At 49.1% G+C, this 21,567-nt stretch carries 21 protein-coding genes; 6 read left to right on the top strand and 15 right to left on the bottom strand.

Annotation, left to right across the window (positions count from 1 at the left end):
- Positions 1-8: 8 nt before the first annotated feature.
- The 5 genes from metF to yfmF form a co-directional block, all read right to left on the bottom strand.
- The gene (metF, locus tag RFF05_RS17190) at positions 9-908 is read right to left on the bottom strand and encodes a methylenetetrahydrofolate reductase [NAD(P)H] (protein ID WP_409968231.1); all 900 of its coding nucleotides are present in this window, start codon (positions 906-908) and stop codon (positions 9-11) included.
- Between the two features lie 228 nt (positions 909-1,136).
- A complete protein-coding gene (gene folD / locus RFF05_RS17185) occupies positions 1,137-1,970 on the bottom strand; it encodes a bifunctional methylenetetrahydrofolate dehydrogenase/methenyltetrahydrofolate cyclohydrolase FolD (protein WP_409968230.1) in 834 nt (277 codons plus the stop codon).
- Positions 1,970-2,980, bottom strand: coding sequence for a prolipoprotein diacylglyceryl transferase (gene lgt, locus RFF05_RS17180; protein WP_409968229.1), 1,011 nt, complete (start codon positions 2,978-2,980; stop codon positions 1,970-1,972). Before lgt ends, folD begins: the two co-directional genes overlap by 1 nt.
- Before the next feature lie 4 nt (positions 2,981-2,984).
- Positions 2,985-4,271 carry an EF-P 5-aminopentanol modification-associated protein YfmH gene (yfmH, locus tag RFF05_RS17175; RefSeq protein ID WP_409968228.1) on the bottom strand — a complete coding sequence of 429 codons (1,287 nt, stop codon included), beginning with the start codon at positions 4,269-4,271 and terminating at the stop codon, positions 2,985-2,987.
- Between the two features lies 1 nt (position 4,272).
- Positions 4,273-5,541, bottom strand: coding sequence for an EF-P 5-aminopentanol modification-associated protein YfmF (yfmF, locus tag RFF05_RS17170; protein WP_409968227.1), 1,269 nt, complete (start codon positions 5,539-5,541; stop codon positions 4,273-4,275).
- Positions 5,542-5,766: 225 nt separating this feature from the next.
- Here yfmF and murC point away from each other — a divergent pair, with 225 nt between their 5' ends.
- Positions 5,767-7,677, top strand: a complete 1,911-nt coding sequence (gene murC, locus RFF05_RS17165) for a UDP-N-acetylmuramate--L-alanine ligase (protein WP_409968226.1) — start codon at positions 5,767-5,769, stop codon at positions 7,675-7,677.
- A 118-nt stretch (positions 7,678-7,795) separates the two neighbouring features.
- On the opposite strand, the gene RFF05_RS17160 is transcribed toward murC, so the two are convergent.
- The 4 genes from RFF05_RS17160 to RFF05_RS17145 all read right to left on the bottom strand — a co-directional run bounded on the left by RFF05_RS17160 (position 7,796) and on the right by RFF05_RS17145 (position 11,899).
- Positions 7,796-8,623, bottom strand: coding sequence for a purine-nucleoside phosphorylase (locus RFF05_RS17160; RefSeq protein ID WP_409968225.1), 828 nt, complete (start codon positions 8,621-8,623; stop codon positions 7,796-7,798).
- 10 nt (positions 8,624-8,633) lie between these two features.
- Entirely contained in the window at positions 8,634-9,290 is a 657-nt protein-coding gene (gene deoC, locus RFF05_RS17155; RefSeq protein ID WP_409968224.1) for a deoxyribose-phosphate aldolase, read from the bottom strand.
- Positions 9,291-9,427: 137 nt separating this feature from the next.
- Complete coding sequence (locus RFF05_RS17150; RefSeq protein WP_409968223.1) at positions 9,428-10,678, bottom strand: AraC family transcriptional regulator; 1,251 nt, start codon at positions 10,676-10,678, stop codon at positions 9,428-9,430.
- Positions 10,679-10,858: 180 nt separating this feature from the next.
- Positions 10,859-11,899 carry a uroporphyrinogen decarboxylase family protein gene (locus tag RFF05_RS17145; RefSeq protein WP_409968222.1) on the bottom strand — a complete coding sequence of 347 codons (1,041 nt, stop codon included), beginning with the start codon at positions 11,897-11,899 and terminating at the stop codon, positions 10,859-10,861.
- 231 nt (positions 11,900-12,130) lie between these two features.
- On the opposite strand from RFF05_RS17145, the gene sigG reads away from it, so the two are divergent.
- The gene (gene sigG / locus RFF05_RS17140; protein ID WP_409968221.1) at positions 12,131-12,901 is read left to right on the top strand and encodes an RNA polymerase sporulation sigma factor SigG; all 771 of its coding nucleotides are present in this window, start codon (positions 12,131-12,133) and stop codon (positions 12,899-12,901) included.
- A gap of 41 nt (positions 12,902-12,942) precedes the next feature.
- Here the strand turns inward: sigG and RFF05_RS17135 are convergent, their stop codons facing one another.
- Genes RFF05_RS17135 through RFF05_RS17125 form a run of 3 tightly spaced genes read right to left on the bottom strand, consistent with a single transcriptional unit; the run spans position 12,943 to position 15,677 of the window.
- Positions 12,943-13,713 (bottom strand): transglutaminase domain-containing protein, encoded by a 771-nt coding sequence (locus RFF05_RS17135; RefSeq protein ID WP_409968220.1) that lies wholly within the window; start codon positions 13,711-13,713, stop codon positions 12,943-12,945.
- Between the two features lie 3 nt (positions 13,714-13,716).
- Positions 13,717-14,385, bottom strand: coding sequence for an alpha-E domain-containing protein (locus RFF05_RS17130; RefSeq protein WP_409968219.1), 669 nt, complete (start codon positions 14,383-14,385; stop codon positions 13,717-13,719).
- Positions 14,367-15,677, bottom strand: coding sequence for a circularly permuted type 2 ATP-grasp protein (locus RFF05_RS17125; protein WP_409968218.1), 1,311 nt, complete (start codon positions 15,675-15,677; stop codon positions 14,367-14,369). Before RFF05_RS17125 ends, RFF05_RS17130 begins: the two co-directional genes overlap by 19 nt.
- A gap of 254 nt (positions 15,678-15,931) precedes the next feature.
- Here RFF05_RS17125 and RFF05_RS17120 point away from each other — a divergent pair, with 254 nt between their 5' ends.
- From RFF05_RS17120 to tsf, 3 genes are all read left to right on the top strand, one after another.
- Entirely contained in the window at positions 15,932-16,228 is a 297-nt protein-coding gene (locus RFF05_RS17120; RefSeq protein WP_409968217.1) for a YlmC/YmxH family sporulation protein, read from the top strand.
- A gap of 194 nt (positions 16,229-16,422) precedes the next feature.
- The gene (rpsB, locus tag RFF05_RS17115; RefSeq protein WP_409968216.1) at positions 16,423-17,145 is read left to right on the top strand and encodes a 30S ribosomal protein S2; all 723 of its coding nucleotides are present in this window, start codon (positions 16,423-16,425) and stop codon (positions 17,143-17,145) included.
- A 55-nt stretch (positions 17,146-17,200) separates the two neighbouring features.
- Complete coding sequence (tsf, locus tag RFF05_RS17110; protein ID WP_409968215.1) at positions 17,201-18,103, top strand: translation elongation factor Ts; 903 nt, start codon at positions 17,201-17,203, stop codon at positions 18,101-18,103.
- A 104-nt stretch (positions 18,104-18,207) separates the two neighbouring features.
- Here tsf and RFF05_RS17105 read toward each other — a convergent pair whose 3' ends face one another.
- Positions 18,208-18,444 (bottom strand): helix-turn-helix domain-containing protein, encoded by a 237-nt coding sequence (locus RFF05_RS17105; RefSeq protein ID WP_409968214.1) that lies wholly within the window; start codon positions 18,442-18,444, stop codon positions 18,208-18,210.
- A 107-nt stretch (positions 18,445-18,551) separates the two neighbouring features.
- On the opposite strand from RFF05_RS17105, the gene RFF05_RS17100 reads away from it, so the two are divergent.
- A complete protein-coding gene (locus tag RFF05_RS17100; protein ID WP_409968213.1) occupies positions 18,552-18,986 on the top strand; it encodes a hypothetical protein in 435 nt (144 codons plus the stop codon).
- Between the two features lie 6 nt (positions 18,987-18,992).
- Here the strand turns inward: RFF05_RS17100 and RFF05_RS17095 are convergent, their stop codons facing one another.
- Positions 18,993-20,666, bottom strand: coding sequence for a phosphodiester glycosidase family protein (locus RFF05_RS17095; protein WP_409968212.1), 1,674 nt, complete (start codon positions 20,664-20,666; stop codon positions 18,993-18,995).
- A gap of 141 nt (positions 20,667-20,807) precedes the next feature.
- Complete coding sequence (locus tag RFF05_RS17090; protein ID WP_409968211.1) at positions 20,808-21,545, bottom strand: YebC/PmpR family DNA-binding transcriptional regulator; 738 nt, start codon at positions 21,543-21,545, stop codon at positions 20,808-20,810.
- Between the last annotated feature and the right edge of the window lie 22 nt (positions 21,546-21,567).

Here is a 21,567-nt window from a genome sequence, read left to right as displayed (position 1 = left end):
TTGGCTCCTTATTGATGTTCTCGCCCTGTAAATACATCTAAAATCGCCCCTGTCCGTGCCATGATTTCTTTGGCAACCGCAGGACGGTTCATGGTGTAAAGGTGAATCCCATCCACCCCATTGGTAATCAAATCCATGATTTGATTACTGGCATAATTGACCCCCACTTGCCCCATGGCAACCTGATTTTTATTAAATCGCTCAATCATGGCCGAGAGCTCATAGGGGATGGAGCAACCGCTCATGTGGGCAATGCGAATGAGCTGTTTACCGTTGATGACAGGCATGATGCCAGCCAAAATAGGCACGGTGATGCCACGGTTACGGGCTTCTCGCACCAAACGATAGTAATAGCGGTTGTCAAAGAAAATCTGGGTGATTAAATAGTCAGCCCCAGCCTTCACTTTGGCCTCCATGGCATCCAAATCTGCTTCCAACGAGTCGGCTTCTTGGTGAACCTCTGGGTAACAAGCACCACTGAGGCAGAACGTGTCTCCGTAATGGGCTTTGATGAAGGCGTCCAAATCGCTGGCATATTGAAACTCCCGTGGAGCAGTGATAGGGTCATACCCTTGAGGGTAATCTCCACGGAGTGCCAGAATATTTTCAATATTAGCCGCTTTCAATCGCCCTAAAATCTCATGGAGATGGTCTGCCGTGGCATCGATACAGCTCAAATGCGCCACTGCCTCCACACCGTATTTTTCCTTGATGGCGGCGGCAATTTCCACGGTATAATCGGTGGTAGACCCACCAGCGCCATAGGTGACACTGATGAAATCTGGCTTCAATTCTGCCAGCTGGGCAATGTTTTCATAAATGGAGCTTAAATCTCCACTTTCCTTTTTGGGTGGAAAAATTTCAAAAGACACAGTGGGGCGCTGTGCCAACAAACTACTAATTTTCATGGTATTGTCTCCTTAACTTTTCTTGCTCTTAGTATATCTCATTTCCCCCATTGCGCAAGGGCGCAAGACATACTGAATTATAATCGCCCACTATAGGCTGAGGCTATAACAGACGTAGGGAACGGTCTTGACCGTTCCGCCTTCCCAAGTAGAACCTACTTATGTGGGCGGAATGGTCAAGACCATTCCCTACACTAATTTACAAAACCATATGTATGCGATAGCCGCTTATTTCCGCTTGGCCGCAGTCAAAATATTCTCTAGCAACAGCGCACGGGTCATAGGCCCTACCCCACCGGGAACGGGGGTGATGTGGCTTGCCACTGCCTTCACAGCTTCAAAGTCCACGTCACCGCAGAATTTACCAGCGGCATTGCGGTTCATGGCCACGTCGATGACCACTGCGCCCTCTTTCACCATATCCGCTCTCACCAGACCTTCACGACCCACCGCCGCCACCAAAATATCAGCACGCTTGGTATACTCTGCCAAATTTGGTGTGCGAGAATGGCAAATGGTCACGGTGCCGTTGGCTTGGGTCAACAGCATTCCCATGGGCTTGCCCACAATGTTAGAGCGTCCAATAACCACGCAATCTTTGCCTGCCACATCAATGTCATAGGCCTTCAAAATCGCCATGACCCCAGCAGGGGTACAGGGCAGGAACACAGGCTTCCCTTGGGACATACGACCCACGTTATAGGGGTGGAACGCATCCACATCTTTTTCTGGGGCAATGGATTGAATCACCATTTCCTCATTTAAATGCTTGGGCAAAGGAAGTTGCACCAAAATACCGTCCACATCGTCGTTGGTATTTAGCTCTGCAATCAAGGCCAGCAACTCTGCTTCTGTGGTGTCGGCTGCCATGCGGTGTTCAAAGCTTTTAAAGCCGCATTGGGCACAGTCTTTTTCCTTGTTGGACACATACAACCGAGAGGCAGGGTCATCCCCCACCAAAATCACAGCCAAGCCGGGTTGGCGAGACAGGGTGGTCACCTCTTGGGCGATGCGCTGACGGGTTTGTTCCGCCAAGGCCTTGCCGTCTAAAATAATAGCCATTATTGGTTCTCCTCTTCTTGTGTTTGTATCGTTTCAGCAGATGCTGCTTCTACCACAGGGTTTTCCATCGGTTCTGCCACAAATTCCTGTGCAGATTCTTCCACAACAGCCGTCTCTTGTTCCGCTTCTCCCACCGTTTTACGGTTGACGAACAATGTTTCACTGCTAACTTTTTTCACCTTGAGCATATACCAAAGAGCGCTGGCTGACACCACAATCATCACAAAGCTCAGTGCCTGTGACACACGGATGGGCTCGCCCAGCAACGTCCAGTCAAATAAGTAAAGGCTGTCGGTGCGCAAGCCTTCAATCCAGACGCGACCTAACCCGTACCACAAGAAGTAAAACCAAGTGACTTCCCCATCAAAACGGCGGAGTTTAATCACCACAAACACCATCAACAGCACCCCAATTAAATTCCACATACTCTCGTAGAAAAAGGTGGGGTGGACCTCAATGGTCTCGGTCAAAGAGGTGTAAAGCTTCATCCGCCAAGGCAAGGTGGTCACATCGCCGAAGGCTTCACGGTTGACAAAATTGCCCCAACGACCAATGCCTTGGCCTAGTAGCAACCCAATGACCCCCACGTCCGTCAAGGTAGCGAAGGGGATTTTTTTAAGCTTACAAAACACAAACACCACAATAAACGCCGAAATCACAGCGCCATAAATGGCGATGCCGCCATCCCAGATGGCAATCATTTTCCCAAAATTATAGCTGCCATCTGCATCTTGGAACAGCGACAGATAGAATATCACGTAGTAAATTCGTGCGCCGATGATGGCCAGCGGTGCTGCCCAGAGCACCATGTCTAGCACATGGTCTTCGGTCAAGCCTACCTTGGGTGCCATTTTCATGGCAATCATGGCTCCTAGCACCAAGCCAAGACCAATGATAATGCCATACCAATATACGCCGTTGCCTACATTCAAGGCCACTGGGTCTATGTTCAATTCCCAATCGCCAAACAGGCCGGGAAAGCCAACAGGCATGGTTTTCAAAGCATACATATCGTTATTCTCCTTGCTGTGCAGGTAAAATTTGAGACAACACCCGTCGTTCGCTGATGATATTATCACGATAGAAGGCCACAATGTCCTCTTTGGTGATTTGTTCGTACAAGTGGGAAAAATCCAAGCCGTTGTAACCATGGAAATATCCATCGGTCAAGCTCACAGCAATGTTTTCCAAAGAGTTCAATCCACTGATGGCATCTCCATATCGGGCGCGGCATACTTGACCATAAAATTCATCGTCAATGCCCTCACGCACCAAGCGTTCCGCCTCAGCTTGCACCGCATCCATCACAGCTTGGGGGTCTTGGCTGTCACCGCCAGCATAAAAATAAGCAATGTTGGGCAAGGTTTCATATTCCCCACCAAAGCTACCGTTGATGAGCCCCTCTTCGTACAAACGCTGATACAAGGGACTGGATTCCCCAATCAAAATGTCGCTTGCCAAGTTGCCAACGAGCTCGCTCATCAATCGCGCTTGCCCTTGGGGCGCAGGATTGCACTTATAGCCAATTAAAAATTGGGGCATAGATACTTCCATGTGGGTGGTGGTCTCTGGCTGTGCCACGGTCATGGGTTCATCACCATAATCTCGCGCCACGGTTTTGCCAGCTTCTTTGGGGAGCACGTCCATGGCGATGTTCACCACGTCTTGCGCAGCTACATTGCCCACCACGGTGAGCACCATGTTGGCTGGGTTGTAAAATGCCTTGTGGCAATCATACAAGGTTTGAGCCGTGATGTGGGAAATGCTCTCAATGCTACCTGCAATGGAAGTACGAGCAGGATTTTCCACATACAGCGCCTGCATCATACGGGTGTAGATTTGCCAACCGGGATTATCTTCAATCATGCGGATTTCTTGGCCGATGATCCCTTGCTCTTTGGCCACACTTTCCTCTGTGAAATAAGGAATGGACACAAAGGACAACAAAATCTTCAGATTTTCAGCAAAGCCATGGGTGCAGTCAAAATAATAGGCGGTGATGGCATTAGAGGTATAGGCATTGGGCTCTGCCCCGTTGCAGGCCAAATCCTGCAAGGCGTTCCCTTCCTCTGTGTCGAACATTTTATGCTCCAAATAGTGGGCGATACCCGCTGGAGTGTCAGTCATGGTGCCGTCGATGTCAAAACGGGTGTCCATGCCACCGTAACGGGTGGCAAAAAAGGCATAGGATTTGGCATACTCAGGTTTTTCCACCACGTAGACTTGCAAGCCGTTGGGCAGCACGGTTTCTTTCACCGTTTCCCCAATGCGCGGATAGTGCGTGGTTTTCATATCAATCATCTCAAGTGCGTCCTTTCAAGAAATAGGTGGTGTCTAGCGCCACTTGGCTCATGGCCTGTGCCACTTGCTCACGGCTCACCCCTAGCATTTGCTCAATCAGCTCTGCTGGGGTTTCACGGCGCAAGCTGATGGCTTGGCTGAGATAAAAGTTTTCCAACGACATTTGAGAATCTTCCAAGGCGGTGTAGGCGGTTTTTACAGCGCTTCTCGCCCCTTCCCATTCCCAGTCCGCAATCTCACCCCGAGAAACCGCTTCCAATTGAGCGCAGATTTCACTGTGGGCGGCTTCAAATTTATCAAATTCAACACCAGAGGACACGGTGATAATCCCCTTGTCACGGTGATAGGTAGACGACGCATAATAGCACAAAGATAACTTTTCACGCACGTTCATAAACAGCTTAGAGTTGCTAGAGCCGCCAAACATATTGTTGCCCAACAGCAAGGGCATGGCGTCGCTGTCTTGATGATTTTGGCAGGTAAAGCCCATGCCCAGTTTCCCTTGGGTCACATCCAAGGCTTCGGTGACGGTTTTAGCCGTCTCTGCCATGGTGTGTAGTGTGGTGGTTGCCAGTGGCGCAATGTCTAGTCGTGGCAAGGCTTTTAGCGATGCCACCACCGCTGCCTCTACCCGTTCTACAGGGGTAGAGCCGCAATAAATCACCTCTAGCTTGGCGGTGGAAATCAAAGCGCGGTACGCTTCATACAAAGTTGCGGCGGTCAACGCCTCCACCCCTTCTTTGGTGCCAAAACGGGTGACCCCATAGGCTTCCCCTTGGCACAGTTCCTGTAGCAGTCGCACATCGGCATAACTGCGCTTATCGTTGATGATACCAGCGATGGTGTCCAGCAAATTGCGTTGCTCCCCTTGGACATAGCTATCCAAAAAAACACCTTGCTCTGTCACAGGGTCGCACAGCAAATCCCCCATCATGGTGGCCACTGGCTCTAAGAGCTTATCGCCACCCATGGTGAATTGGTCGTCTACAAAGCGAGCCACCAACCCCATGGTTTGTAGTTCCCCTTTTTTGCGAACAGTATAGTCTAAATAGGCACCGTAAAGATTGTCTAAACGTGCCGAAATGGCGCCCATGGTGGGCAATGTGCAGCTCCCGCGGAACAGCACTGGCAACATCAAGGCATTGGCCGAAGCGGTATCAGCCGACAGTGGCAGGGCAAACTGATAAGACAGCATCCCTGTTTTGAATTTGGTTGCTGGCAAATATGTTAAGTCCACACCAGTGGCAATGGTTTTTCGCAATACATTCAAAGCATTGTACTCCTTTGTGTTCTCAGCAGGTGAAAAAAAACAATCCTGCCAAAGTTTATCCCAATTAGTATACTACAACTACACCAAAAATTCAAACTGTTTTTTGTTAAGGTTGTGGGATTGCCTATTGCAAAATCTGTGACTAAGACGTACAATAGATGTATAGAATATGATATAATTGCTGGAAGCACACTTTTCTGGCTGTACGATAAGGAGAATCCGTCCATGTTCCACACTTCTAAACCCATTTCCACCTTTTTCACACCCAACATGACTGCCCATTTGGTAGGTATCGGTGGGGTGTCCATGTGCCCATTGGCAGAGGTGCTCCAAGGGATGGGGCTCACCGTCCGTGGCTCCGATATGAGTGACAGCCCTGCGGTGGCGCACCTGCGTAGCCTTGGTATCCAAGTCACCATCGGCCACAGCGCCCAAAATTTGGGGGATTGTGATTTCGTCATCCGCACCGCCGCCGCCCACAACACCAATCCTGAAATCTCTGGTGCCATCACCCGTGGCATTCCCGTTTATGAACGGGCGCAAGCGTGGGGCGCCATTATGCAAAACTATAAAAACGCCCTGTGTGTCTCTGGCACCCACGGCAAAACCTCCACCACGTCCATGTGCACCCACATTTTCATGGCGGCAGAAGCCGACCCCACGGTGATGATTGGTGGCACACTGCCTCTGCTTCACGCAGGCCACCGCGTGGGTCAAGGGGACACCATTATTTTGGAATCTTGCGAATATTGCAACAGCTTTTTAAGCTTCTGCCCCACCGTTGCCGTGATTTTAAACATCGAAGCCGACCACCTAGACTTTTTCAAAGACTTGGCTGACATTCAAAACTCCTTTACCAAGTTCGCCAATCTTGTCCCCGAAGATGGCTTTGTGGTGGTCAACGCTGACGATGCCCCCACCTGCGCTATTTTGCCCCAACTCCAAGGCAATATCCTCACCTTTGGGCTGGAAAACCCTGCCCATTGCACCGCCACCAACATCACCTACACCAATGGGATGCCCAGCTTTGATGTGATGGTACATGGCAATCTATACTGCCACGTGGCGTTGCAAGTCCCCGGTAAGCACAACATTTTAAACGCCCTTGCCGCCGCCACCGCCGCCTATGCGCTAGGCATTGCTGGCTCTGCTGTTGCCAAGGGTTTGGGCGATTTCATCGGCGCTGGTCGCCGCTTCCAACGAAAAGGCACCTTCAACGGAGCCACCGTGTACGATGATTACGCCCACCACCCTAGCGAATTGCAAGCCTTATTGACCACAGTGCGTACTTTGCCCTACAAGCGTGTGATTGTCGCCTTCCAGCCCCATACCTACACCCGTACCACGGCTCTGTTTGCAGAATTTGTGGAACAGTTAAAAATAGCAGATGTTTGCATTTTAGCTGAAATTTATGCCGCTCGCGAATCTAACGAAACAGGCATCTCCTCCCAGGATTTGTGCAAACAAATCCCACATAGCCACTATTGCCCCACCTTAGAAGCGGTCACAGTCGCCCTCAAAGACATAGCACAAGCTGGGGATTTAATCCTCACTGTGGGCGCTGGGGATATTTTCAAGGCTGGCGAAGCCTTGCTGGAGGTGAAGACTATGGAATTTTTCACCACTGCCCCCCAAGACACAGGTTGCACCCCTGAAATGGAGGCCTTCGCCTGTTTGGACGCCCTGTCCATCCCCTATCAACGCATTGAGCACCCCCCTGCTGAAACCATGGAGGTCTGCGCCCAAATCAGCGATAAGCTCAACGTGCGGATTTGCAAAAATCTTGTGCTGTGCAATCGGCAAAAAACCGCCTTTTATCTGCTGTGTATGCCAGAGGACAAACCCTTTTTCACCAAAGATTTATCGGCTCAAATCGGCTCTTCTCGGCTGTCCTTTGCCCCAGCGGATATGCTTCCAGAGTTGATTGGTTGCACCGTGGGCTCCGCCAGCATTTTGGGTCTATTGCACGACAAAGCGTGTCGTGTGAAACTACTGCTAGACGAGGACACCGCCAAAGCAGAGTATTTCGGCTGTCACCCTTGCAACAACCATGGCAGTCTGCGATTGAAAACCGCCGACGTCTTAGAGAAGTTTTTGCCCCATGTTGGGCATGGATACACCATCGTAGAATTATAAAAATGTAGGGAATGGTGTTTGCCCATTCCGCTTTCCCACACAAATCGTGCCATGGGGAGCGGAACGGGCAAACACCGTTCCCTACGTTATAGCATCTATAAAAGATGTCGCCGTTTTCTTATTCCACTGCCAAATCAATGGCCAGAGATACCACTTTTAAAAACTCTTGTTTCACACGGTTGGCTGTTTCCACCACTTCGCTGTGGTCAAGCTTTTGATCAAGCACACCTGCCGCCATATTGGTGATGCAAGAGATACCAATGACCTGCATCCCTGCGTGAGCCGCCACCAACGCCTCTGGCACGGTGGACATCCCCGTTGCATCGGCACCCATGGTACGCAACATACGAATTTCTGCTGGGGTCTCATAGTTGGGGCCTGCATACATGGCATACACCCCTTCTTCCAAGGCAATACCTGCATCCAAAGCCTTGACCTTCAAGCTTTGGCGAAGAGTTTTGGTGTACACATCGCTCATGTCTGGGAATCGCGGGCCGAATTCATCCATATTTTTCCCCAGCAAAGGATTTTGCCCAGAGAAGTTGATATGGTCAGAAATCAACATCAATGCACCAGCGGAGAAATCCAAGTTCACACCCCCAGCCGCATTGGTCAGCAATAAGGTTTTCACCCCCAACTTTGCCAAAACACGGGTGGGAATGGTGATTTCTTGCTGGGGCAAGCCTTCATAATAGTGGACACGCCCAGACAGCGCCACCACCGCTTTTCCGTTGTGATTGCCAAAGACCAAGTTGCCAGCGTGCCCTTCTACAGACGGCACAGGGAAACCAGTAATCTCACCAAAGGGAATGATAACAGCATCGTCTAAGGTGTTGGCAAAATCGCCCAATCCACTCCCTAAAATCAAACCCATAGTGGGCGTGCGATTGGTGCAAGAGCGGATGTAGTCCACTGCCAAATCAATGCGTTTTTGAATCTGTTCCATATCGTCTCCTTTACTTTGCCCCAGCCACAATGGCCATGCTGGCAGATACCCCAAGACGGTCAGCGCCAGCATCCACCATAGCCATCGCGGTTTGGTAATCACGAATACCGCCAGAGGCTTTCACCTGCATGGTATCCCCCACAGTCTTGCGCATCAGCGCCACATCTGCCACGGTGGCACCGCCAGTGCCAAAACCAGTGGAGGTTTTCACAAAGTCGGCGCCAGCCTTCTGTGCCAACTGACAGGCGGTAATTTTCTCTTCATCACTTAAATAACAAGTCTCAATAATCACCTTCACGGTGGTGCCATTGGCGGCTTCCACCACAGCGCGGATATCCGCTTCTACGGCGTCCACACCCCCAGCGCGCAAAGCACCCACGTTGATCACCATGTCGATTTCTTGGGCACCATTGGCAATGGCATCTTGGGTTTCAAAGGCTTTCACAGCGCTGGTGTTGGCACCCAATGGGAAGCCAATAACGGTGCACACTTTCACCGCACTTCCCTTGAGCATTTGCGCAGTCAATGCCACATGGGTGGGATTGATGCACACAGAAGCTGCCCCGATGGCCAGTGCTTCTTGGCAAATTGTTTCCACTTGTGTAACGGTAGCGTCTGCTTTTAAAATGGTGTGGTCAAGCATAGCGCCCAGTTGAATCTTATCCATGATGATTCTCCTTTATTAATCTGTGTCGTACCTTCATTATACCTGTTTGGTTGAATTTGTCAAACCAAACACCACAAAGAGGCAAACACTTTCATACAGAAAAAAACAGCTTGGGTCGTGGAAGCCCAATCAGATGTTCAACGAAACTGCTTCGGGGTCATGCCTGTTTGCTTTTTGAACACCTTGGAAAAATACCCTTGGCTTTCAAATCCCACCGCTGTGGCAATGTCGATGATGGTGTAGTCAGTGTTGGACAGCAAGCGTTTGCTTTCTTCAATGCGAATGATATTCAACCGTTCTTTAAAGGTCGCCCCTGTTGTTTGCTTAAACAGCGCAGAAAAATAATTGGGACTTAAATGCACATGGGAGGCCACTTCTTCTAGGGTCAACGGCTCAGATAGCCGCTCTGCCATGTATTGTGTGCACTTTTGAATAATATCATGGTTTTTACCTTTGTTTTGCACCAAAATACTTTGAGAATATGCGTAGACAACCTCTTTCATTTTCATGCAAATGCCGTCTAAGCTAGAAAGCGCTAAAAAGTCGTTGTAAAAGGCTTGATTGAGCGCCAGCATCCGTTGTTGCGATCCGCCCCCTTCTATGGCCACCCGTGAGAGCAGCGTGCTCAACTCAACACACCGAAACCGCAGTGTTTCTAAGGCGTTACCTTGGGCGAATAACACATAGCCCAATATCTGGTTCAGCAGAGCATCTGCTTTGGTCAAATCTCCTGTCTGCACCGTGGTCATCAGTTGTTGCTCCAATTGATAGGGGTATTCTATGGGCATGGTTGTGGTGGCATTTTTATAGAGTTGAATGGCATCGTTTATCTTGGATTGCTGTAGTTCTCGCATCCGATTGCCCAGTGCCATCTCTTTGCTGTCCTCACCGAAATGGCGCAGAAGATAGTATAAGAGTACACTGATTTGTTGCACTTGAGACGGCGGCACTATGGGGATTTGGTTGGAACAATCGTATAGCTCTAAGAGCACCGACGTGGGCAAACAATAGGTATCTGTCAGCTCTGAAAACAAGGTGGAATCAGGGGCATCCATCAAAAATGGACCCACCAACACCGAGCCTAGTAGCACCGATTTGTGAATCAGGGGAAACACAATATGATGCAGTCCTGCTGGGCAGGTGAACACGTAAGATTCCCCCAGTGTCACCGCCTGCTGACAGGCCGCCTGATGGGTGTGCTGGCAAGATGATTCTGGCGGTAAATAGGCTTTCATGCTGTCGCAAAAGGGCATATTGCCACCCATGCGATGGACAATGTCCCCCCTTTCATCCATCACCTGCAAAGGCAAATCCACGCAGGTGTGAAAAGCCGTCAGCACTTCTTTGAGCTGTTTTGGTGGCATAAATGTGTCGAGCAAACGGTTCAAAGGACACCCTCCTTTTTATAACACTCTATATTCCTAGTGATTTACTTACATTATCTTTAGTATAGCAAATTCCACGGTCTTTGTCCAATGGTAATTGACAAATAAATGGCAGCAGTTTCATTGCGGATAAATACAACGAAACCACTGCCATTTTAAAAAGGGAACTATTTTTTTGATGCTTTAAGCTTTGCCGTATGTGCAAGCCACATCCACCATGACCCGTGCCTTTTCAAAGTCCAAAGGCGCAGGATATTCACAACCTGTGGCCAAAACAAAGTGACCATCTTTGCCCAAAATGTCGATTTGCTCTTGGCACATGGCTCGCAATTCATCTTCTGTAGCGCCTAGCACCAAACCAGGTTCCAGCGCACCCATCAAGGTGATTTTGCGACCATACTTTTCCTTGGTGTCGGCCAAGTCTTTGCAGTCGAAAGGCGTATGGAGGAAGGAAATCAGGCAGGGGTTCATCCGCTTGATTTGCTCAGCAAAATAAATGCCAGTGCCACAGTTGTGGAGCATGACCATACAGCCACGGGAATGGACGTGATTGCAAATTTCTTCGATGAAATCCCCTTCCAAACCGTCCCACATTTGGGGGCTCATAATGGAAGCAGAGGCGTACAACGTGTCAAACATCAAGGCATGACACCCTGCATCAATGAGCCCGTCGCAAAAATCAATGAGGGTACGGGTAATCTCTTTCAACGGCGCTTCTAGCAGTTCAGGTTCGTCGATGCAATCCATAAACATTTCAGCTTGTCCGCGCATCATAGACAAGATGGCCAAGGGACCTAACACAAAGCCCACAATGGGTTTTTCTTGTCCACGGGCATCATATAACAGCTTTGCCATGGCGATGTGTTCGCTCATGCGAGGGCTGGTGCGTGGGTCAACGTACTTGATTTTTTCGTAATCCTCTTCGGATTTAATCAAACGGTTTTTATGATTGGGGCAGGCGGCTTTGTCTTCAAAATACAACAATTCTTGTCCAAAGTCAGCGGCTTCCACCGACAGGTCAACCAATGTGCAAATCACATCCACACCCAGTTCATCGGTGGTTTTGATGATGGCTTCGGCACACTTTTTGTAATCCTTAGTCCATTCTTCGTAGCTGATGCCTATGGCCTTGCGAGAAACGCTGTTAATCAAAGGGTACACTGGGAGACGGTCAACTGGTTCGCCTTTTAGGGTTTTTACAACACGTTCAATGGATGTCATCATAAATTCCTACCTTATCTATTATTCGATGGTCACAAAGGGTTTTCCTTGCTGTTCTGTCACCTATGATACGACTTTATTAATGGTGCCACTTAAAATTATTTACTGTTTTTAGTAAAAATATCTTGTCTTTGCCGCCATAGTGATCATCCTGTCAGGAAGCGACAAAAGGTGCTAGTATAGGCAAATCTATCATTGGTCATACTGAAAACAGACCAAACGGTAGGAGGCACTATGCTGGGAAAAGTAGAAATAGCAGGGGTAAACACTGCCAAATTAACAGTACTCAAAAACGACGAAACCATGGAGCTGTTGCGCCGTACCAAAGACGGTGACACAGTGGCACGGCAACGATTGATAGAAGGCAACTTGCGCCTTGTACTCTCGGTCATCCAAAAATTCGCAGGTCGAGGCGAAACCCCAGACGATTTGTTCCAAGTGGGCTGCATCGGCCTCATCAAAGCCATCGACAACTTCGACATCACCCAAGGCGTAAGATTTTCAACCTACGGGGTGCCCATGATTATCGGTGAAGTTCGCAGGTATTTGCGGGATAATAGTGCTATTCGGGTGTCTCGGAGTTTGCGAGACACAGCGTACAAAGTGTTGCAGGCACGGGAGGCTTTGATGGCAGAATTGCAGCGTGAGCCGTCAGTAGAAGAGATTGCCAAACGGCTGGAAATCCCTCGCGAAGAGGTGGTGTTTGCCATGGATGCCATTGTGGACCCAGTGTCCCTCTACGACCCTGTTTACTCTGACGGCACCGACACCCTCTGTGTCATGGATCAAGTCCGAGACACCAAAAACACCGACCACCAGTGGACCGACCACATCGCCTTGAAAGAAGCCTTTTCTCGTCTAGATGCGCGGCAACAACGGATTGTCGCACTGCGATTTTTTGAGGGAAAAACCCAAATGGAAGTCTCCAAAGAAGTGGGCATTTCCCAAGCCCAAGTATCTCGCCTTGAAAAAGGCGCCATCAACTCTATGAAAAAGAATATTTAGCTGCAAAAAAGGACTGCTTTTCAGCAGTCCTTTTTCCCTATTTATTGTTCCGCCACACAGGTGGTAATCACTTGGCTTTGTTGGGCATTGCCAAACAAAATCCCCCGCTCCAAGGCGCAATCGCCAAAGTCTCTGCCCACGCAAAAACGGATATAATCCTCCCCCACCAGTCGGTTGTGGGTGGGGTCAATGCCCGTCCAAATGCCGTCTACATACACCTCTACCCACGCATGGCTTGGGCCAGTGCCCATGGGCAAGCCATTACAATAACGGGCAGGAATTCCCAGATAACGGGAAACAGCGATGAACACATGGGCCAAATCTTGGCAGACACCTTTCCCTTGGGCAAAGGCATCTTTCGCCGTGGTTTCATTGGTGGTAGAGCCAGTGGTATACACCATTTTGTCATACACCGCCTGACACAAAGCCATAGACCGCTCAAGCACCGTGCCCTCTGTGGGCATGGTCTCGGCAAATACCTTCATGTCACTGCTGATGGTGGCAAGGGGCGAATTATATTTAAAAATAGGGTGCAGTCGCTCCACCTGACGTGCTTGTTCGCAAATAATAGCGTCCCCTTTACAGGTATAGATAAATTCTTCATGGGCAAAGGGAATACACCCCGACGCTTGCATATTGCCAAAACCATCTTGGGCAATGGCGGTATGCACATAGGGCGACACCGTCAGAGATGAAGTCAATATCTGTTGCCCCGGAAACGATGGCGGCAGATAGCGCAACACAAAATGGTGGTTCACCACAGAGCTGTCAAAGGTCAGCGCCGTAGTGCTTTCAAAGGTCAAATGTTTCATGATTTAAATTTGGAACAACGCTTCCACACTAGACAGTAGGACGTCCTTGTTCCCCTCCTCACTGAAGGCAAACCCATTGATGACCTCCAACTGGGCTTGGTCAAACGACAGCTTGGTTTTGTACAGACGGTTGATCAGCTTGAGAATTTCTTTTTTCAAGCTGCCTTCCTCTGCCCCAAAGCGAATCATCGTCACCACACGTTCCACGCTGGCGCCACAACGAATGGTGTTACGGGTGGACTCCTCTTCGATATATTCCCCATAACAGCCACGGAATGCCATAATGTCATCCATCACCCACTGTAGCTGTAATCCGCAGGAATTGCTCTCCTTTGCCTGCTCCAAAGCAGACATGGCCATTTGCAAATAGCTCAAGGTTTGGCTACCCAGCACTTCACGAAGCACCATGCCGTTGCCCAGCATTTGGTCAGCAGAATAGTAGATGGAATCAGACAGGGTGATGTCATAGGCATAGCTTTGGAAAAATTCCTCCACCGATGCAAAGGCATACTCCATCCCCAGTCGATTTTTTAAGTCTACCATATCTACCTTGTCGCCGTCAATCAATTCATCTTGAATGGCGCGAATAATCATGACACCTTGGTACACACGCTCGGCGTACCGTCCCAGCCAAAATAGGCGGTTATTTTTACTTAAACTGACAGAACCCATGTGTCTTTGAACCCCCCTCCTTGAGATGAATTAACAATAAAACTATCTGGATTGCGAGAAAAACGCGTCAGCCCACTGGGCCACACCTGTGTGCGACTGCCAGAGAGGACAAACACACGCAAATCAGCCTTGCGCTCAATGGTGGTGTCCCCTTCTAGCAGGGGCAAATCTTCAAAATCAATCACCTCTTGGGCGATGAAACGGCGAGGTTCTGCCAAAATGGTCTCACGGATGGACGCCAATTCTTCCGTGGATAATTGGTTGCCGAACACAACCCCATAGCCACCAGCTTCTGCCACGTCTTTGATCACCAATTTGTCCATGTTTTGGAGCACGTAGTCACGGTCTTGCTCATAAAATGGCAAATACGTAGGCGCATTGGACAAAATGGGGGTCTCTTTTAAATAGTATTCAATCATTTTGGGCACAAAATAGTAAATCCCCTTGTCATCGGCCACCCCGTTGCCGGGGGTGTTCAAAATGGCAACATTGCCAGCTCGGAACACCGATATCAAGTTTGGCACCCCGATGAGAGAGTCAGGATAGAAGCACAGAGGGTCTAAATATTCATCGCTGATGCGACGGTAAATGGCACCCACTTTTTGGTCGCCGTCCAAGGAGCGGTAATATAAAATGTTGTCCTCTACAAACAGCTCTTGCACCTCAGCCAGCACAGCGCCGCTTTGCTCTGCCAAGTAAGAATGCTCAAAATAGGCGGCGTTGTACCGTCCGGGGGTGAAAATCACATTGATGCCCCCAGTGTTCACCCCATCCATGGTCTCTTTGAGCATAGCGCCATAGTTGCGGTTGTCTAGCACACGGTTTTGGCGGAAGGTTTCAGCCGAACAACGGCGGCACAAATCACGGGCAATCAAAGGATAAGACGCCCCAGAGGGTACGCGGAGATTATCCTCCAAAATATACCATGTTCCATTTTTCCCCTTCACCAAATCAATGCCAGAGATATGGCTATAAACCCCATTGGGTGGGGTAATGCCTTCGCATTGGGGCAGGTAACCGGGAGATAGATAAACAAAATCCTCTGGCACAATGCCGTCATGGATGATGTTTTTCTCGCCATAAATATCCAGTAAAAAGGCATTCAAAGCGTCCACACGCTGAATCAGCCCCTTCTCCAGAACCGCCCACTCCTCTGCGGAAATAATCCGTGGGATTGGGTCAAAGGGAAACAGTCTTTCGTTAAAGGTATTGTTTTTATAAATACCAAATTTCACACCATAGCGAGCCAACTGCTTGTTGATGCTCTCTACATTTTCAATCAAACCATTCATCCATGCGCCTCCTTTATTTCTTGTCGTGTAAATACACAAATACACCTATATAATATTATATAAAATTAACAAAGAATAAACAAGATGATATATTAACACTTTTAATCGTTAAATTGTTAAAATTTTGGGGGTTATTGCCAAAAGCACAGCGCATACGTTTTTCCACATGGCTTCGCCCAGCCCCTCTGGCGAGGGGGTTGAAGAATGGTATAGGACGACTTCCCCACTGCATACCCTGTCTTGAGGTGATGGATATGCAGTGTCGCATTCGAGACTTGCGGTGCAAAGAAGTGGTCAACATCTGCGATGGGTGTCGCTTGGGCTATGTCAACGATGTGGAGGTGCGTGTGCCAGATGGGCAGGTGATTGCCATTGTGGTGCTGGGACCTTGTCGATTTTTTGGTATGTTCGGTCGTGGCGATGAGTTTTATATCCCATGGGAAAACATCCAAAGAGTAGGCGCAGACATCATTTTAATCGACAAACACTTCCAAAGACCATCTCCAAGAGGCCTCCACCGTGGTCGCAATTTGGGTGCTACGTTCGAATGAGCGTAGCACCTAAAATTTTTGCAGATTTTTGCAAAATTTTGCTTGCAATCCGCGTCTAACTATGATATTATAATTCGGTATTCTACACGACAAGGGATTAGTCTGTCTGTGTCCATTTGAAGATAAATGGGTTGGCGGTACTGAGATGAACGCGTCGGAAGTAAGAACTAAATTTTATTGGAGGATCTCAAACTATGGCACATTCTAACGTCGTATCCATGAAAGCCCTGCTGGAAGCAGGCGTCCACTTCGGTCACCAAACCCGTCGCTGGAACCCCAAGATGGCAACCTATATCTATACCGAACGTAACGGTATTTATATTGTTGACCTGCAAAAAACCGTTCGCAAGCTGGAAGAAGCTTATTCTTTCGTGCGTGAACTGTCCGAAAGCGGCCAAAGCATCCTGTTCGTTGGCACCAAGAAGCAAGCTCAAGACGCTATCCGTGATGAAGCTCTGCGTTGCGGCCAATACTATGTGAACGCTCGTTGGTTGGGCGGCATGATGACCAACTTCAAGACCATGCGTACCCGTGTGGATCGTTTGACCCAACTCAAGGCTATGCAAGAAGACGGCACTTTCGATATGCTGCCTAAGAAGGAAGTTATCAAGCACTTGGGCGAAATCGCTAAGCTGGAAAAATATCTGGGCGGCGTGAAGGACATGAAGCGTCTTCCCGGCGCACTGTTCATCGTTGACACCCGCAAGGAACGCAACGCTATCGCAGAAGCTCACAAGCTGGGTATCCCCGTTGTGGCTATCGCCGATACCAACTGCGATCCCGACGAAATCGACTACGTGATCCCCGGCAACGATGACGCAATCCGCGCCATCAAGCTGATCTCCTCTGTCATTGCCAATGCTGTCATCGAAGGCAAGCAAGGCGAACAAATGGAAGAAGCTGCTGCTGCTGAATAATTAACGGTTAAATCCGTTTTCATAATCTCTATAAAATTTTTGGAGGACTACTAACATGGCTTTTACTGCTGCTGATGTTAAGAACCTGCGCGAAATGACTGGCGTGGGCATGATGGATTGTAAAAAGGCTCTTGTCGAAGCTGACGGCGACATCCAAAAGGCTGTCGAATGGCTGCGCGAAAAGGGCATGGCTGCTTCTGCAAAGAAGGCTTCCCGTGTTGCTGCTGAAGGCATGGCTTACGCTACCGTAGTTGACGGTGTGGGCGTTGTGGTTGAAGTGAACGCTGAAACCGACTTCGTGGGCAAGAACGAAAAGTTCGTGGAATTCGTTAAGAATATCGCCGCTATGGTGGCTACCACCAATCCTGCTGACTTGGACGCTCTGATGGCTTCTAAGTATATGGACACCGACTTGACCGTCACCCAACAACAACAAGAAATGGTGCTGGTTATTGGCGAAAACATCAAGATTCGCCGTTTCGCTCGCTTCGCTGATGGCGTGAGCGTGCCTTATATCCATGCTGGCGGCAAGATTGGTGTTTTGGTCAATTTGGCTGTTACTGGCGAAGCTGATGCAGAAGCAATCGGCAAAGACGTGGCTATGCAAATCGCCGCTCTGAACCCTCGTTTCTGGGACAAGAGCGAAGTCACCCAAGACATCTTGGACGAAGAAAAGCACATCATGCTGGCTCAAATGGAAAACGACCCCAAAATGGCTGCAAAGCCCGAAAAGGTCAAAGTTGGCATCGTCTCTGGCAAGCTGAACAAGTTCTTCAGCGAAAACTGCCTGCTGCAACAAGACTTTGTTAAGGATAGCTCCTTGACCATCGAAAAGTATATCGCAGCTGCTGGCAAGGGCGCTGTCACCTTCACCTCCGCTGTCCGCTTTGAAAAAGGCGAAGGCATCGAAAAAGTGGAATCCAATTTCGCAGAAGAAATTGCTTCCATGGTGAAATAAGCAATAACAAGCTAACAAAAAGCCTCAAGTCTTTCGACTTGAGGCTTTTTTATATACTTTTGAATGGTAAATGGGATTTTATTTTACGTAGGGAGCGACGTTCCCTACTCAATCTCCTGCTCTAGCCCATCAAACTCAGGGGTGGAGAAGAATTCACCAAGGGTGATGTCTAAGCCATCGCAAATCATTTTTATGGTCAATAGCTTGGGGTTTTGACTTTTCCCATACAGAATATTCTTGATACTTGACGGAGGCAACCCACAAACAGTCGCAAGCTTATTGATACTCATGTTTCGTTCTCCGCACAGGCTCAAAATCCGATCTCTCACTGTACAAATCATAATTACACCTCCATATATTTACTAGAATATACAAAAGCTCTAGTAATTATAGGCTATGTATGCTACTATTTAGGCTATAGGTAGCCTAAATAGTAGGGGGTACTCATATGACAGTAACATTTTGTGGACATCGAGTGGTGGCAAACCCACAGGCGGTTGAGCTTTGGCTCACAGGTGTGGTAGAATCTCTTATCAAAGAAGGAGCCACCCAGTTTTATCTGGGTGGCTACGGTCAATTTGATGAACTTGCATTTCAAGTTGTGCGCCAATGGAAGAAAACATATCCCCATATCAAGACCATTTATGTCATGGCCTATCTCAACCGTGTGCCTCGTGATATAGATTGGTACGATGATACCACCTATCCCCCCATCGAGGAAGGCCCTCAACGGTTTGCCATTTCACGGCGAAACAAATGGATGGCAACCGCTTGCGATGTGCTGGTTGTCTATTTGCGATACGACGATGTAGGCGGTGCCGCCGCCATGTATAAGCAAGCGAGGAGACAGGGCAAGCCATGTATTCACTTCCCCATCCCTTAACCCCATTTACCCAACGACTGGGCTACCAGCATTGGCGTACAGATAGGTGACAACATAGGCACGGGGGCTATCGCCATCGGGGTTGATGCTTTCCGTGACCGCGGACAGCAACCCAGCGTTGCCTGCCCACGCCAAGGCATCGGTGAAGTAGCGATTAGGATATTGGGTTGCCCAGTCGCTGTCCCCTACCTCTGGTGCGCCGTTGGCACGGTACAAGAAGGTCAACACTTGCCCTGTGGTACAAACAGTGCTAGGCTCAAAGGTTGTTTCGGTAGCCCCTGTGGTGATGCCTTCTCCCACAGCCCACAAAATGGCGGTGTAATAGGGGCTAGAGGCGTCCACATCGGTGAAGGGATTTTCGGTGATAGCAGGTGCTGGTTCCCCACAAGCACGCCACAAGAAGGTGACCACTTGTCCACGGGTACAGCTATCAGCAGGGACAAAGGTGGTGTCAGTCATGCCCGTGGTGACCCCAGTTTCTAAGGCCCACACCACAGCGTCTTCATAATAGCTCCCTTCCACCACGTCGGTAAAAGGATGCAAGGCAACAGGTTCTTCTATGACAGGTTCTTCTTCTACAACTGGAACTGTCACAGCGCCCGTGTCGTAAACATGGAATGTAACCGTCAATTCACGCCCAGCAGGTACCACCACAGTGCCGTCCACAGCCATAGCACGGGACGCACCACCATCTAAATTGATGGCTTCTGTACAGCCCAGACTCACCATGGCGCTTGCCAAGCCTTTTAATGTGGCGCTGGCCGTGGACACCATCACCAGTCGACCATCCACCAATTGTCCAATGGCGGTACGGGCGGCAGACTCTGTCCAACGGCTATCGCTAGACCCTTCGCTACCGTACACCATATCTGCCAGCACAGCGCCGTTTTTCACCAGATAGACGTTACCTGACAAGATGGATTCTAAGGTTTTCCCTTCAAACTCTGCAACGGTGTCACTGTCACCAGTTTTCAAAAAATAAGATACATCCACCGTTTTCCCGATGTAACTATCCACATTGACAGGATAGGCCCAGCTTTCAGCCCCTTGGTATTGGAACAGCACCATCCCGTTGGAGGGAATGGTCACCGTGGTACCAGCGCTGACAGCTTGGCTGCCTGTAAAGACGTCATTTTGGAACACATACACCGTACCAGCGGTGGTAATATTAACGCTAGAACCATAGGCCGCGGTGTAAAGCCGCAACAGCCCATCATATTGACCCACCAAGTTCACATCGTAGGCCAAAAATGATTGCCCAGAGTTTTCAAATGTCAAATAGATAAAATAACCAGGTATCCCGAAGAGCAATTCCCCATCGGTAGTAACCCCAAAATTGGGCATCCCAGCAGAAGAGTACAACATCTCCCCTTCTGACATCAAGTTGCCGATGGGCTCTTTATAGGTATCGTACGCGGTGAAAAAGTTGCCATTGATGGACACCACAGCATCTTGCTCAGCCACAATATCATAAAAGCTATCAGTGGTGCCCAATGTGCTATCTTCTAGCACCACTTTGGTTTCAATATTGGGGTTGGTTTGGTCAACAATGACCACCTTCATGGTAATCCCATCTACGGTTTTTTCCTCATAGGTCACCGCCGATGAAGATGTGGCGTAGGCGGTGGTAGCCAACAGGCAGGCCATCAGCATCACCAAAATACCTTGCAATTTTCTCACGGACATATTCCTCAACTTTCTTATTTCTAACTTACAGTATATTCCTTTTCCAAAAAAAGTCAACGAAACAGGCCTTATCTATCACGAATATATCACAAAAAGCCACCCCACTGTCCGCAGACAGTGGGGTGGCGCATTCTATCAATCTTGTTGCCAGTTGTGGTACACGTTTTGCACGTCGTCGTTGTCTTCTAACATATCAATGAGGCGTTCCATGTTTTTGATATCCCCTTCATCAGTGAGGGTGATGAAGTTTTGGGGCACCAGTGCGATCTCAGCGCTGAGGAATTTGTAGCCCTTGTCTTCCAAAGCCTTCACCACGGCGTTAAAATCATCAGGCTCAGTGGTCACTTCCATCACTTGTCCATCAGGGGCAAAGTCAGCGGCACCAGAGTCCAAAGCATCCATCATGACAGCTTCTTCGTCCAGTTCTTCGTCCTCATTGTCAATCAAAATCACGCCCTTACGGTCAAAAGACCAAGACACGCAACCAATGGCACCCATGTTGCCGTTGGCCTTGTCAAAATAATGGCGGACTTCGGGGGCTGTGCGTTGGCGGTTATCAGTCAACGCTTCCACGATGACAGCCACACCTGCAGGGCCGTAGCCTTCGTAAGTAACGGCTTCAAAGCTGTCGCCATTGCCTGCGCCCACAGCCTTGTCCAGCGTACGCTTGATGTTATCGTTAGGCATATTGGCAGCCTTGGCCTTGGCAATAACAGTAGCAAGGCGGGAGTTGTTGGCTGGGTCGCCACTGCCACCGCCCTCTTTGACAGCCACAATCATTTCACGGGCAATTTTTGTGAAGATTTTGGAGCGCTTGGCGTCAGCAGCCCCTTTTGATTTTTGAATGGTCTTCCATTTAGAATGTCCTGACATTTTGCTATTCTCCTTCTTTTGT

Origin of the sequence: Bengtsoniella intestinalis (assembly GCF_039719005.1) — a bacterium.
Taxonomy (GTDB): Bacteria; Bacillota; Clostridia; order Oscillospirales; family Oscillospiraceae; genus Oscillibacter; species Oscillibacter intestinalis.
Note: the sequence above shows the minus strand (reverse complement) of the source record. Positions and strands in the feature narration are given on the sequence as shown.

Bases quoted from the DNA above. Each gene is read 5' to 3' on its own strand.
- metF (WP_409968231.1), bottom strand. From the start codon at position 908: ATGAAAATTAGTAGTTTGTTGGCACAGCGCCCCACTGTGTCTTTTGAA.
- folD (WP_409968230.1), bottom strand. From the start codon at position 1,970: ATGGCTATTATTTTAGACGGCAAGGCCTTGGCGGAACAAACCCGTCAG.
- lgt (WP_409968229.1), bottom strand. From the start codon at position 2,980: ATGTATGCTTTGAAAACCATGCCTGTTGGCTTTCCCGGCCTGTTTGGC.
- yfmH (WP_409968228.1), bottom strand. From the start codon at position 4,271: ATGATTGATATGAAAACCACGCACTATCCGCGCATTGGGGAAACGGTG.
- murC (WP_409968226.1), top strand. From the start codon at position 5,767: ATGTTCCACACTTCTAAACCCATTTCCACCTTTTTCACACCCAACATG.
- RFF05_RS17160 (WP_409968225.1), bottom strand. From the start codon at position 8,623: ATGGAACAGATTCAAAAACGCATTGATTTGGCAGTGGACTACATCCGC.
- deoC (WP_409968224.1), bottom strand. From the start codon at position 9,290: ATGGATAAGATTCAACTGGGCGCTATGCTTGACCACACCATTTTAAAA.
- RFF05_RS17145 (WP_409968222.1), bottom strand. From the start codon at position 11,899: ATGATGACATCCATTGAACGTGTTGTAAAAACCCTAAAAGGCGAACCA.
- sigG (WP_409968221.1), top strand. From the start codon at position 12,131: ATGCTGGGAAAAGTAGAAATAGCAGGGGTAAACACTGCCAAATTAACA.
- RFF05_RS17135 (WP_409968220.1), bottom strand. From the start codon at position 13,713: ATGAAACATTTGACCTTTGAAAGCACTACGGCGCTGACCTTTGACAGC.
- RFF05_RS17130 (WP_409968219.1), bottom strand. From the start codon at position 14,385: ATGGGTTCTGTCAGTTTAAGTAAAAATAACCGCCTATTTTGGCTGGGA.
- RFF05_RS17125 (WP_409968218.1), bottom strand. From the start codon at position 15,677: ATGAATGGTTTGATTGAAAATGTAGAGAGCATCAACAAGCAGTTGGCT.
- RFF05_RS17120 (WP_409968217.1), top strand. From the start codon at position 15,932: ATGCAGTGTCGCATTCGAGACTTGCGGTGCAAAGAAGTGGTCAACATC.
- rpsB (WP_409968216.1), top strand. From the start codon at position 16,423: ATGGCACATTCTAACGTCGTATCCATGAAAGCCCTGCTGGAAGCAGGC.
- tsf (WP_409968215.1), top strand. From the start codon at position 17,201: ATGGCTTTTACTGCTGCTGATGTTAAGAACCTGCGCGAAATGACTGGC.
- RFF05_RS17105 (WP_409968214.1), bottom strand. From the start codon at position 18,444: ATGATTTGTACAGTGAGAGATCGGATTTTGAGCCTGTGCGGAGAACGA.
- RFF05_RS17100 (WP_409968213.1), top strand. From the start codon at position 18,552: ATGACAGTAACATTTTGTGGACATCGAGTGGTGGCAAACCCACAGGCG.
- RFF05_RS17090 (WP_409968211.1), bottom strand. From the start codon at position 21,545: ATGTCAGGACATTCTAAATGGAAGACCATTCAAAAATCAAAAGGGGCT.